13 protein-coding genes are annotated in these 13,450 nt (G+C 40.4%); 5 read left to right on the top strand and 8 right to left on the bottom strand.

The genetic code is table 11. The features are described from left to right. Nucleotides 1–2: 2 nt before the first annotated feature. The 5 genes from EHV08_RS07695 to EHV08_RS07710 all read right to left on the bottom strand — a co-directional run bounded on the left by EHV08_RS07695 (nt 3) and on the right by EHV08_RS07710 (nt 4,914). Nucleotides 3–3,275 (bottom strand): helicase-related protein, encoded by a 3,273-nt coding sequence (locus EHV08_RS07695; RefSeq protein WP_126678760.1) that lies wholly within the window; start codon nt 3,273–3,275, stop codon nt 3–5. Nucleotides 3,276–3,278: 3 nt separating this feature from the next. Beyond that, a complete protein-coding gene (locus tag EHV08_RS07700) occupies nt 3,279–3,500 on the bottom strand; it encodes a helix-turn-helix transcriptional regulator (protein WP_126678761.1) in 222 nt (73 codons plus the stop codon). A gap of 295 nt (nt 3,501–3,795) precedes the next feature. Then, nucleotides 3,796–3,954, bottom strand: a complete 159-nt coding sequence (locus EHV08_RS11470; RefSeq protein ID WP_158676068.1) for a hypothetical protein — start codon at nt 3,952–3,954, stop codon at nt 3,796–3,798. 13 nt (nt 3,955–3,967) lie between these two features. Then, a complete protein-coding gene (locus EHV08_RS07705) occupies nt 3,968–4,258 on the bottom strand; it encodes a winged helix-turn-helix domain-containing protein (protein ID WP_126678762.1) in 291 nt (96 codons plus the stop codon). 5 nt (nt 4,259–4,263) lie between these two features. Further along, nucleotides 4,264–4,914 carry a hypothetical protein gene (locus EHV08_RS07710; protein WP_126678763.1) on the bottom strand — a complete coding sequence of 217 codons (651 nt, stop codon included), beginning with the start codon at nt 4,912–4,914 and terminating at the stop codon, nt 4,264–4,266. A gap of 514 nt (nt 4,915–5,428) precedes the next feature. Between EHV08_RS07710 and EHV08_RS07715 the strand changes: the two genes are divergently transcribed. From EHV08_RS07715 to EHV08_RS07735, 5 genes are all read left to right on the top strand, one after another. After that, nucleotides 5,429–6,271, top strand: coding sequence for a hypothetical protein (locus EHV08_RS07715; RefSeq protein ID WP_126678764.1), 843 nt, complete (start codon nt 5,429–5,431; stop codon nt 6,269–6,271). Nucleotides 6,272–6,415: 144 nt separating this feature from the next. Beyond that, on the top strand, nt 6,416–7,258 hold the full coding sequence (locus EHV08_RS07720) for a hypothetical protein (protein WP_126678764.1): 843 nt from the start codon (nt 6,416–6,418) through the stop codon (nt 7,256–7,258). A gap of 144 nt (nt 7,259–7,402) precedes the next feature. Continuing rightward, the gene (locus EHV08_RS07725) at nt 7,403–8,254 is read left to right on the top strand and encodes a hypothetical protein (RefSeq protein ID WP_126678765.1); all 852 of its coding nucleotides are present in this window, start codon (nt 7,403–7,405) and stop codon (nt 8,252–8,254) included. Between the two features lie 86 nt (nt 8,255–8,340). Next, a complete protein-coding gene (locus tag EHV08_RS07730) occupies nt 8,341–9,378 on the top strand; it encodes a galactofuranosyltransferase (RefSeq protein ID WP_126678766.1) in 1,038 nt (345 codons plus the stop codon). 2 nt (nt 9,379–9,380) lie between these two features. Continuing rightward, entirely contained in the window at nt 9,381–9,587 is a 207-nt protein-coding gene (locus EHV08_RS07735; RefSeq protein WP_126678767.1) for a hypothetical protein, read from the top strand. Nucleotides 9,588–9,650: 63 nt separating this feature from the next. Here EHV08_RS07735 and EHV08_RS07740 read toward each other — a convergent pair whose 3' ends face one another. From EHV08_RS07740 to EHV08_RS07750, 3 genes are all read right to left on the bottom strand, one after another. Continuing rightward, nucleotides 9,651–10,376 carry a hypothetical protein gene (locus EHV08_RS07740; protein ID WP_126678768.1) on the bottom strand — a complete coding sequence of 242 codons (726 nt, stop codon included), beginning with the start codon at nt 10,374–10,376 and terminating at the stop codon, nt 9,651–9,653. Between the two features lie 63 nt (nt 10,377–10,439). Next, nucleotides 10,440–11,156: a hypothetical protein gene (locus EHV08_RS07745; protein WP_126678769.1), complete on the bottom strand. Its 717-nt coding sequence runs from the start codon at nt 11,154–11,156 to the stop codon at nt 10,440–10,442. A gap of 137 nt (nt 11,157–11,293) precedes the next feature. Next, entirely contained in the window at nt 11,294–13,420 is a 2,127-nt protein-coding gene (locus EHV08_RS07750; protein ID WP_126678770.1) for a S46 family peptidase, read from the bottom strand. Nucleotides 13,421–13,450 lie beyond the last annotated feature (30 nt).

The following is a 13,450-nucleotide window of genomic DNA, read 5'->3' on the forward strand; positions in this document are numbered from 1 at the left end:
TATCAAGAACAGAAACTTTCAGAAATTATAACTTCGGGATTAAACAATTCTCTTTGCTGTTGTTTATTTACTGTAACATCGTCAGAGGTAATATTCTGATCTGCTAATAAAGGGTACGATGAAAGAATTTTTATCATTTGTTCTAGAAGGACAGGCAACTTTACAGGCGTATTCTTTGTTGCTGTTTTCAGTTTGTTCACTTCTCGTTGCAGCTGTTGGAACTTACCTGTTGTAATCGCTCTCTTCGCTTGTCGGATTAGTTCAATTTCCTTTTCTGCAATATTTGGTATGGTCAAGAAACTGTCAAGATAGGCTATAGCCTTTTTCTCGTTTGGTCCCTGTGTGGGATTAACTTTAAGTGTATTCCCTTTTTCTGCTTCTGCTCCCTCAGAAAAATTTTCAAGTGCTTTACCAATTTGGAAATGATGAAGTTCATGCAGCGGAATCGCTTGCTCATTCACATCTGCCTTAAATATTTTTACTGCTTCAAGGAAAGTAAGTTCTTCCATTTTTCCATCTTTATGAACAAGTGTGAAGGCATCTCTTTTGTTGTTACGAATAAATGCCAATGTTGATTTGTCTGTATTAGCGGTTCGTCTGCCTACACGGGCACGCAAAGGCATTTTTGCTATTGCTTTCAATAAATCGGGATATTCTTCTTTTTGTTTCCTCAACCACATTAAATAGCTTAACTTCTCATCGCGTTCTTCTTCAAGGCTCTTGTCAAACAAACCAAAGCTTTCTGGGGTTTCTTCATCAGAATATATCTGACTATCCTCTCCCAAGGCAGCATGGAAAGCAAAAAGTTTCATCTTGGCTTTTTTCACAAGTTCTATATCATTGTTCACCTTTTCCGTAGGAAAAAAGTTGTAAACATAGATATCTTTTGCAACACTTCCAATGCGGTTCACACGACCTATGCGCTGCATTAGGCGTGTGGAGTTCCAAGGAGTATCATAATTCACAACGATATTGGCTCGATGCAAATTGACACCTTCTGCCAAGACTTCTGTTGTCAGTACAATATTATAATCGTTTTTCTTATTTCCTTTATAGTTTGCATCAAAATTGGCGTTCAGCAAAGGCATGTTTTCTGTACGGTTGTTGCTTCCGACCGATAAGACCTTGTTGTATCCTTGTTGTTTTAACTTTTCTGAGAGATATTTCGTAGTTTCCTTGCTTTCAGAGAATACTACCAATTTCCCTTCAAAATTAATAGATTTATCGAATAATTGATTCTTCAGTTTATCAAGAAATACATCCAACTTCGGATCATAGTCTATCTTGTCCCATTCGGCTACCAAATTCTTCAATAAAGCATCATCTTGCTTCAACCCATCTAGATAAATTGGTTTGACAAAATCGTCTGGCGTACATACTTCTATCGTGGGGTCTGTATATGCCGACTGTTCAATTAATTTAATCAGTTCGTCTTCCTTCCCATTGCTCAATAGTTCGTTTACCTTCAAATTAGGAGCTATGTAGATAGTTCCTTTCTCAAACATTTTGAGCATCACACAGTTTGCCTCATAGTATCGTTTCAACGACTGCTTGAAAGCGTAAAAGCTACTGTCGAGTCGTTTAACGAGCAAGGTCTTCATAATTCCTGTCAGCTGAATCGAGATTTGATCGGCTTTTTTATATTTCTTTTTTTTATCCTCGTTAAGATATTTAATGGCTTGGTATCGGAAATATGTCAGACCTTCTTTCTTATTGCTCAACACGTTGATGGTCTTGTCGTAAAGGGCACTCAAATTTTTTTCCAATTCATAATACAATGGCTGTGGCTGATGCACTGTCGGGAATTCAATCCCTTGTTCATCCAAATCTTTTTTGTAGGCTTCGTTTTCCAACAGATCTGTGCGTGTACGGCGAACTGTCAATGGCTCTACCACTTTTATACGTATCTTCTCGTAGATGCTCCTTACTTTATTTGCAATGACTGAACTGTTTTTCTCAGCTTTCACTTTCTTATAAGCATCAATCTGCTCCCTGAAGAAACGTTGCAGGTTTCCTTCTTCGAGTGTACTGTCCTTAGAATCTTGAAACAGATATACAAGGTTAGCAATATCTTCGGGCCTGTTGTTCAATGGTGTTGCCGAGACGAGAATTATTTTTTTATCGTATGGGGTTCCGTCTGTACGCAGGTGTCGAGTGGGAGTCTTGCATAACTTTTGGAGTTCGTTATACATAGTTGCAGTGTCAGTACGGAACTTATGTGCTTCATCAACAATTATCAAGTCGTAAAGAGAAGCATCTTTTATCTTGTGTAGACTTCCATTTGTAATAATACTATAATTATCTATCTTGAATTTAGACAGGGTTTCGTCCCAACTTTCTTTCAATGCAGGTGGAACTATAACCAATGTATTGGAGCGATATGTAGGAAAATCATTGGCAAAGAAAAACTTCTTGGCTATCAAGGCTGCTACTACGGTTTTCCCCAATCCAACGACATCCGAGAGGAAAAAACCATTATGTTTCATCATCTTGGAAAAACCATCGTTTACAGCATCGACCTGATAGGACAACTTCTTAAAGCCTTTCGGTAAATCAGAGACAGAATTAGGATCAAAGTCGATGCTCTTTCCAAAGTATTCCAACAAAAACTTCAGATACACTTCATAAGGTGTAAAGTTTGGGTTCAGATAGGATTTTTTCCTTATGGATTCTATGTGCGACAAGTCTATTTCCACAGCTTCGTTCCATAACTTTTCGAAAGTCTCGGTAGCAAATTGAATGTCGTCATCATAGCGCAGTTCTACGTTGAACTCAAAATTCTTTTCAAGTCCGGCGTCAGTAAGATTGCTTGATCCCGTTATGACAGAACCATATCCGTGCGGATGATATTCTTCTTCCCTGAAAATATAGATTTTAGCATGGATATTTTGCTTGGGGTGAATACGCATTTCTATTTTGCCAGACACAATGTCTTCTATGAATTGATACATACCCTCTTCTACATCCTTATCATATTGTGCTTCTTGTATGTTCTTTTTCAATTCATGAAAGAATTCTTCCTGGATTTCTTCTTCGTTTGGATTAAAAAGAAGCCCTTGCAGATTGGCTTGTGTCGTAAGTTTATCAACATTGATACCCACGAGAAACCTAATCTTGGGTGTTTGCTCTATGAACTTTCTAATTTTAAAATAGCCGGAAGCACGGAAATAGCCAACAAGCACATCAAAAAAATGCACTTTCTTATACTTGAATACTCCTTCGATTTTCTTCAAAAGCGTATTTTGTCCCTCATTGGTAAAAAAGTTAGTTACCATGGCTTATTGTTTTGTTGATTTAATCAGTACTCTTACATCCACATCCAATATCTGTGCGATTTGCACCAATATAGAAATTGATGGCTGTGTTTTATTTTGACACCAACGGGAAACAGTATGTTCTGTCTTACCTAATTGCTCTGCAAGCCATCTGTTTGTTCTTCCTTGTTCAACAAGGACAATTTTTAAGCGATTTGCAACGCTTGTATGTTCATTATTTGACATTTTATCACAATATATTGCTTACAAAGATAATAAACTATTTGAAAAAATACAAGTTTTGTACTTAAATTGTTTTATAATCCGTTTTTTGCATTGCATCACTTTAATGTATAGTGCATTTGGCAAGCTTAGATTGTAGTCAAGAGGGTAGTAGAGCTTATTTCCCATTCAACTACATTCTAACTGTTTTTTTTACCGTATTACAATGAAAACCAAAATAGGCGAATTTGCTGACCAAAATGGGCGAATTTGCAAACCAAAACAGGCGAAATTGGTGAGCAATTTCGCCTGTTTTGATTTACCATTCAATATCTTTTTCATTCCGGTTACGCATTAACATTGCATAAATCTCATAAGGATTGTAATGACCGATTTGTTTTTTAACTTTATGTCCTTTTTGTTTTTCTGTCCCCGGAACCTGTCTTTCTGTCCTAAACTTTCTGTCTTTCTGTCCCAAAAAACTGCAAATGTTACTTGATACCGATAATATATCCTTTCAAAGCCTCTACATATTCCTCAAACGCTTTCAGGCCTTTCTTTGTGATTTTGCAGGAAGTTTTGGGGCGTTTCCCTTCAAAACCCTTTGTCACATCGATGTATCCTGCCTGTTGCAGTTTGTCTATTTGTACGCTAAGGTTGCCCGCGGTAGCATCTGTATGTTCGCGAATATACGTGAAATCGGCTTCCCCCACGTTTATCAGTATCGACATTACCGCTAATCTTAATTCGCTGTGTAACAGCGGGTCCAATTTCTCAAACATACGCTTTAAATTTCGTTTTCTTTCATTCTTATTATCAGTGCCGGGATAATAAGTGCCACTACAGATGACGCCGCGAATACTATCATTTCAGACGGACCGGCATAAATTATCGAGAGAATGCTGCCAACGCCTCCGGCAAGTAAGCAACTTATTATTATTATCTTGCTTTTGAGCATGCAGCCGGTTATCATCCCTGCTATTCCCATTGAAAAAATAATGATGCAAGTGATAGGGAAGTGGCTGATTCTCGTTAATCCTTCGGCGAAGACAACCTGCACGGCTTGTGGTAGAATGTGGTTGAACCCGGCGATAATACCTGTGGTGAGTCCCATGGCTCCAGTCATTACTCCAAGGCATGTCCACACATAGGTAATGTTCTTTCCTAAGAAAGTGGAAGGTTTCTTCTTCTCTCTTTTCCTCATAAAATTGTCCACGAGCCCAATTATTCCCAACGCTCCCCACAGTCCGTTGGCCGCCGGTCCCATAGGATAGTGTGCCCACAGATGTCCCACTATTAGTGCGATGATGGTTACTGCCACGCCCCATAGTAGCATGAATTTCCAACTTCCGCGCTCAATATCACGTCGAGCCTGTTCTATACTGCGGGTTATAATCTCCAAACTGCGTTCTGCAGTCATGTTGTTTTGTTCTTCCATAATTCTTGTTTTTTAAAAGGTTTTCTACTATTCAGATTGTGATCACGTTGCAAAAGTAAATAAGTTTATGATATAAACCAAATTATTTCATAAATATTTTGCTTGAACCCATTAATTTTAACATTTCGCATAGCATTTTTGTATGTTCCTTGTCGGTTTTATACAGGCATAGTCGTTACGTCATGTGCCTGACCGTTAGATGTTTGCTTTACCAAAACAACTTGTTTGTTATTTTTTCTTCAAAATATTTGTTCGTTTAAAATAAAAAGACTATTTTTGTGAAAATAACATAATAACACTAATGATTATGAGAAATTCAATGAATTATCTTAACTCTGTTTGTTGCAGAAAGTAAAAAGACTCGCGTGTTATTTTTTAGTTATCTATTGTGCTTTTGCAGGTAGCATTTACATGGTGTTTGGAACTGAGGTTTATGTAGTTCGTGGTTCCGATGGTCAAGATACGGATTCAAAGAAGTTGTGTGTTTACTAATTTATATATAGGAGATTTGGTTATGAAACATTTGAAATTTTATTTGTTGTTTTTGTTTTCTGCAGTTTTGCCATTGTCTCATGCCAATGCTCAGGAGCATGAGGAGTATTATCCACAAGGAACAACATGGGAAGAAGAGAAATTCTATGTTACAGACGATGGTAGGCTCTTTGCCGAATACCGGAAATATAAAGTGGATGGCGTTACGACTTTCAATGGAAAGATATATAAGACAATCAAAGTGACCTATTCCAATCTTCTTGATGAGAGAACCTATTTCAACCCAATGGATACATGGAATTGGGTTGAACAGCCGAAAATTCTCTTTCGCGAACAAGGCGATTCTATATTCTATACCAGATGGAGAAAGAATCATGAAGCATTGCGCTATGATTTCAACTGGAGTATAGGAAAAAAAATTCCCACATATTATGATTGGTGGTCAAGAGAATATCAGTATGAGGAAATAAAAGATATACATCAGGTTGTGTTATATGATGGTCAGATGTATGATTGCATAGGGTATCATACATTGACAGATTCTGTTTCCTTTAAATTATACCAGATAAAAGGAGTCGGTTTTGTTGATAATTTTAGAGGTATTTTTGATGTCCCCGGAGGTTATTCATTTTCCTTAAAATACCTAGATTACAAAGTAAGAATTTTCATCCGCAATGGTAAGATAATATATAAATGGGATCGTGATGTGGACAAAATTCTTGGAATTGATAAGGTTGGAAACGACGACGGACAGAAGTGCGGGAAGACATACACGGCGTATGGAACAGAGGTTGATGCGAGCGATATGCAATCACTGCCACGTGGAATATATATCCGCAACGGAAAGAAGTTTGTGGTGAAGTAGGCTTTTTAGTTATCTATTGTGCTTTTGCAGGTAGCATTTACATGGTGTTTGGAACTGAGGTTTATGTAGTTCGTGGTTCCGATGGTCAAGATACGGATTCAAAGAAGTTGTGTGTTTACTAATTTATATATAGGAGATTTGGTTATGAAACATTTGAAATTTTATTTGTTGTTTTTGTTTTCTGCAGTTTTGCCATTGTCTCATGCCAATGCTCAGGAGCATGAGGAGTATTATCCACAAGGAACAACATGGGAAGAAGAGAAATTCTATGTTACAGACGATGGTAGGCTCTTTGCCGAATACCGGAAATATAAAGTGGATGGCGTTACGACTTTCAATGGAAAGATATATAAGACAATCAAAGTGACCTATTCCAATCTTCTTGATGAGAGAACCTATTTCAACCCAATGGATACATGGAATTGGGTTGAACAGCCGAAAATTCTCTTTCGCGAACAAGGCGATTCTATATTCTATACCAGATGGAGAAAGAATCATGAAGCATTGCGCTATGATTTCAACTGGAGTATAGGAAAAAAAATTCCCACATATTATGATTGGTGGTCAAGAGAATATCAGTATGAGGAAATAAAAGATATACATCAGGTTGTGTTATATGATGGTCAGATGTATGATTGCATAGGGTATCATACATTGACAGATTCTGTTTCCTTTAAATTATACCAGATAAAAGGAGTCGGTTTTGTTGATAATTTTAGAGGTATTTTTGATGTCCCCGGAGGTTATTCATTTTCCTTAAAATACCTAGATTACAAAGTAAGAATTTTCATCCGCAATGGTAAGATAATATATAAATGGGATCGTGATGTGGACAAAATTCTTGGAATTGATAAGGTTGGAAACGACGACGGACAGAAGTGCGGGAAGACATACACGGCGTATGGAACAGAGGTTGATGCGAGCGATATGCAATCACTGCCACGTGGAATATATATCCGCAACGGAAAGAAGTTTGTGGTGAAGTAGGCTTTTTAGTTATCTATTGTGCTTTTGCAGGTAGCATTTACATGGTGTTTGGAACTGAGGTTTATGTAGTTCGTGGTTCCGATGGTCAAGATACGGATTCAAAGAAGTTGTGTGTTTACTAATTTATATATAGGAGATTGGGTAATGAAACATTTGAAATTTTATTTGTTGTTTTTATTTTCAGCATTTTTGCCATTGTCTCATGCTAATGGTCAGGAGCATGGGGAGTATTATCCACAAGGAACAACATGGATTGAAGAGAAATTCTACGTTACATATAATGATGGATTCTTTTCCGAATTCCGTAAATACAGGGTGGATGGGGGAACGGATTTCAACGGAAAGAAATATAAGATAATCAATGTGGATTATCGTAAGTTGGCCAATTCGGAAGACTATTACGACCCTATTGAAACATGGAATTGGATTGAACAGCCGAAAATTCTCATTCGCGAACAAGGCGATTCGATATACTATATTAGGCCGGGAAAAGACCATGAAGCCCTGCGCTATGATTTCGACTGGCATATAGGAAAACAGATTCCTATATATTATGATTGGTATGAAAATAAATATTATTATGAGAAATTAAAAAAAATCTATAAGGTCAAATTGCTTGATGGTAACACTTATGCTTACATTAGATATCAAGTTGAGGGTGCTCCGGAACGTACGGATATATTCCAGATAAATGGAATTGGTTACACCGGTTACGATGGACTATACGAAGGGATTTTTGATGGTGCCGATGGTTTTTTTCTTTCCTTACGGTATAGAGATTACAAACTTATCAGTTTCACCCGAAATGATCAGTTGATATATAAATGGGATCGTGATGTGGACAAGATATTGGGTATTGATAAGGTTGAAAACGACGACGGACAGAAGTGCGGGAAGACATACACGGTATATGGAACAGAGGTTGATGCGAGCGATATGCAATCACTGCCACGTGGAATATATATCCGCAATGGAAAGAAGTTTGTGGTGAAGTAGTGTTTGGAGCGGAGGTTTTTTAAATTCGCGAATAAACTGTATGTAGGAAAAAACAATAATATCCGATAAATCGGGTTTATATAGCAATGGAAAGAAGACTTTGCTACATATCGCGCAATTATAAAGGACGGCATAGTGCCGGAAACAAGGCTAAAGGGGATTATGAGGATATAGTGGCGCAGGCCGGAGCGCATAACTTGGGTCTTCGACGCACTTACTGCAAGGAAAAGATTCTTGCTTTCCTGATAGACTTAGCCGGAATAGTGGTATATACGTTCTCGGTGAGGAAGGACGATGTGGTGTTTCTGCAATATCCGATAAAGAAATATTTCTCGTTTATATGCCGAATTGCACGATGGCGCGGCGCGAGCACGGTGGCTTTCATACACGACCTCGGCTCGTTCCGCCGCAAGCGTCTCAGCGTAGAACAGGAACTGCGCCGCTTGTCGAACGCCGACTACATAATAGCGGCAAACGATGTGATGGCTCAATGGCTGAAGAAAAAAGGGCTGAAGCAACCCTGCATAGGGCTCGGACTGCATGACTATCGCTCGGAGTCGGAGCCTAAGAAGCGGCAGTATGAGTCTGCTCCGAGTAAGATTGTCTATGCCGGTTCAATTGCAGAGCGTAAGAATATGTTTCTTGTGAAGTTGTCAGGAGTTATAAAACATTGCGAGATACACGTTTATGGGAGCAACCATATCGCCGACCTGAAACCTTCTGAGAATCTTATTCTTCACAGTGCGATGGAGTCTGACGACTTTATAGCAACGGCAACAGGCGATTTCGGACTTGTATGGGACGGCGGCTCACTTACCGGTTGCACCGGTGATTTCGGTGAGTATCTGCGTGTGAACACTCCACACAAGGCATCGTTCTACCTGCGTGCAGGCTTGCCGCTGATTGTTTGGAGCGGTTCTGCCATAGCACAGATAGTGGAACGCGAGGGTATCGGCATCGTTGTGGATAGGATAGATAATATCGAAGACGTTCTTGGAAGCCTCACGGTGAATGATATGAGGCTGATGCGCGACAACGTGGAGCGCGTCTCGCGCGACCTTGCCAACGGAATGTCGATGCGAAGGGCATTAGCCCAAATCGGTTGTTTGGACGCATTTGCTTAGATTTGTTATTATCGGTATGCTTCCTTACTGCTTTAGTCCGCTTGCCGACATCTGCGCTGCCATTACATCTCGCCGTAGCCCGCTACGCCTTCGATGAAACGTCAGCACATCTGTTCAACAATCTAACAAAATCAGTCAAGGACTCTAACGAACCGATTTGGGCTTTAGGAAATGTCATGGCAGAGATTGATGGAACGGCAATAAAATAGGCTGCAACGTGAAAAAATCCATGTTACAGCCCTTTGGTAGAATTCTTTTAATACCTGTATTTTCTATAATGAGTAATAGGTTATAGTACGTTTCTCTACCTCTTCCTCATTGGTTATTGTCTTGTTCTTTTCCTCGCCTTCTTCCCATTGCTCACTGTGTTGCTTGCACTTGCGCTCTATCCAGTTGCCTTGCTTGTCGAATTTGGTGTAAGTGTAAGTTCTCGTAAACTTCCCGATATCCGCAGACATTAGCCAATCTTCTACTTGTTTGATGCAAAGACCATCGCTATTATATTTATATTCAATTTCGCTTCCGGTTTCCCAGCCATTGCTCAAAAGTTTAATAACTTGCCCATTGGCGTTATAAGTAATTTCCTTGATATCGAGAAACCAGTGCCTATCATCTAATTTCGGTTCGTAAGCATATCTGATAAGTTGTCCTTTTGCATTCCGCTTAGACGAGAAATATTTGCCCACAGCGTTTCCGTTCTCGAATTTGAAGTCCTTTTCTTCGTCATTGCACGGGCATGAAACAAGCATGCCATTCTCATCGAAGGTCACGGTATATGTTTCTTCTCCATCGTATTTCACTGTCTTGACATGACCTTTCACATCGAAGAGCATAAGGTCAGGGCTAACGAATTTGGCGTTGTCGGTAGCACTTTTTGCCACCTTGTCGTTTTTGTTTGAAATACTATCCGACTTTGAGCCGTCATTTTCCACTTTCTTGTTGAGATTGCATGAAGTCATAACCGCCATACAAAGCCCTAAAAAAATAATTCTCTTCATAGTTACTTTAAATTTATATATTGGTGTTATTTGGTAGGTTGCTAATGCCTGTATGATTTATAATCAGTAGTAGGTGATTGTTCGTTTCTCTATCTTTTCCTCATTGGTTATTGTCTTGTCGTCTTCTTCATCGAATGTCCATTCCTCACTGTGTTGCTTGCACTTGCGTTCTGTCCAGTTGCCTTGTTCGTCGAATTTGGTGTAAGTGTAAGTTGTCGTAGCCTTATAGACTAATGATTCCATTTGTGCATCATCTACTTCTTCGATGCAAAGGCCTTCGTTATTATATTTATATTCAGTTTCGCACATGCTTTCCCAGCCGGAAGTTAGAAGTTTAGAAACTCGTCCGTCGGCATTATAAGTTATTTCCTTTACATCAAGGAAGTAGCATAATTCGCCTTCCGGTCTGTAAGCATATTCTGTAAGTTGGCCTTTGTTGTTGCGCTTAGACGAGAAATATTTGCCCACAGCCTTTCCGTTCTCGAACTTGAAGTCCTTGTATTCGTTATTATAATTGCATGAAGCAAGCATACCATTCTTGTCGAAAGTAATGACGTATGGGTTTTCACGATGATATTTTACCTCCTTGACATGGCCTTTCACCTCGAATAGCAAAAGGTCAGAGGTAATGAATTCGGCATCGTCGAGAAAGGCTAATATGGCCTTGCCGTTAATGTTTGAGAGACTATCAGACTTAGACTTATCATTTTCCCCTTTCTTGTTGGTATTGCATGAAATCATAATTCCCAAACAAAGCCCTAAAAAAATAATTTTCTTCATAGTTGCATTGTATTTTAAGATTTGTGTTAATTTTTAGTTTTACCGCCTTCATAAAATAGCCTTTACAAAGGCGGTAAAACCTATAAGGAACGTTCTCTGTGATACCGAATTGTCAGAATCCGTGAGAAAGATGGTTCTTATTGAGCGTTAATTTCTTTCAGCAGTCTGTCGGCATGTCCCCACTTGTCCATCATATAGAGCACGTAGCGAATGTCGGCACCGATGCAACGAGCCAGTTTTGTGTCGAAGAAGATATCGCTCGACAGGCTGTCCCAGTTGCCATCGAAAGCCAGTCCTATGAGTTCTCCCTTGCCGTTGAACATCGGCGAACCGCTGTTTCCGCCCGTGATGTCGTTGTTTGTTAGGAAGCACAGTTGCATTTTGCCTGTTCGTTTGTCAGAATAAGGCGCGTAATCGGTCTTGCTGAACAACTCGTGCATTATAGGTTCGGCATAATAGTCTTCCACCTCGTTGGCACGCTTCATCTTTGCGAGAAGACTCTCGGCTGTGGTGTAGTAGCCCGAAGGCGAGCCGTTGAGCATGAATCCGCCCACTTGGCCGTAACTGAGTCGCATGGTGAAGTTAGCGTCAGAGTAGTGAGGCATCTCCTCTTCCATGCGCAGTTTTGCTGCACAGAGCAGTTTCTCCTGCTTCTGAATCTTGTCATTGACATCTCCCATGTCAGCATACATTAATCCCAGTTCGGCCAAGAGGTCGATTCCCATGTTCACACCCGGGTCATTCACGAAGTTCTTTTTGTTAGGATAGAGTTTCTTGCCGCTCTTCATAAGGATAGACTTGCTATACAGATAATCAACATACTTGTTGTAGTTGCCACCGAATTTCTTGTCTATCGTTTCGTAGAAGTCGGGCAGATAGTCCGGTTTCACGTTCTCGCGATAGTTTTTCATCAGTGCAGCCAGCACCTCTTTGTCGAGTGCGGCATCCCATTGTTCGCTGTTATCTTCCAATACGCAATATTGTTTTTGGGGTTTGTCGGCCGGTCCCTGCATCTCAACATGACCTGAATTTACGTTCAGTGAGCGCGATACGAGTTCGTTAGAGCGGTAGAATGTTTCGATGAAGTAGTTCATCGCGCGTTTTGTCTCGAAGCGTTGCTTGTAGAGATTGCCCAGTTCGTCGATGTCGAGTTCTCCTTTCAGGTAGCCGGTTCTCTCTTGGAAGTCGCGTATTTTTGCCTCATGCTGCTGCTTGAGGTTCACGATGCCCACCGAGTCGATACATTTGTTCATGCCGATAGAGTTCTTCCAGTAGTTAGAACTCTGTGCATATTTTGAGTCATACTTGATTCTCACAGCCTCCGATGCGTCCATGTGTCTCTTCATTATCTTCTGTTTCACACCGCGCACCTGTGCTCTCACGGCATTCTCTGCATCGCGCATTTCCTGTATTCCGAAACTTGACAGATAGCGATGTGTTGTTCCCGGATAGCCTATTGTCATGGCGAAGTCGCCTTCTTTATATCCGTCCATAGACACCTTTGCCCAACGTTTTGGCTTGTAAGGCACGTTATCTTTGCTGTATTCGGCCGGTTTGTTTGTCTTTGGGTCGGCATAGATGCGGAAAACGGCGTAGTCACACGTCTGGCGTGGATACATCCAGTTGTCTGTTTCACCTCCGAACTTACCCATAGACTTCGGGATTGTGAACACCAAACGCAGGTCGGTAAACATCTGATATGTCGTTGCGTAGTATTTGTTTCCCTCGTAGAAAGCATCGATTTCCATGTGGTATGAACTGTCTATTTTCTTCACCGAGTCAGTCATGGCGTTCTGCAGCGAGTCAATCATTTCGTCCCATTTGTTCTCTGCGATGCCTTTCGCTTTGGCAATTGCATTGAGTTGGTCGGTGATGTCACGCTGGTCAATCATGAAACTCACGAACATTCCTTTGTTCGGGAGTTCGTCTTCCGGTTTCTCTGCATAGAATCCGTTCAGCATATAGTCATGTTCTAAAGTCGAATGGCTGCGTATGCTCTCGAAACCGCAGTGGTGATTGGTGAAAACCAGACCGTCCGGGCTTACCACAACACCCGAGCAAAAGCCGGAGAAATTGACAACGCAGCCTTTCAGTGCGTCCGGTCCTTGATACAAGGCATTGTAAGGCATTTCGAATCCCTCGGCCTTCATCTGTTCATACACTGCCGATGGCAGGTTGTACAATGTCCACATTCCTTCATCGGCGCGTGCTTGCTGCCATGAGAACATGGTTACCATTGAGATTAATAAGAATAATTTCTTCATTTTTTTATTGTTATTTATTATTAATGATGA

It is taken from the genome of Prevotella koreensis (assembly GCF_003977605.1).
Taxonomy (GTDB): Bacteria; Bacteroidota; Bacteroidia; order Bacteroidales; family Bacteroidaceae; genus Prevotella; species Prevotella koreensis.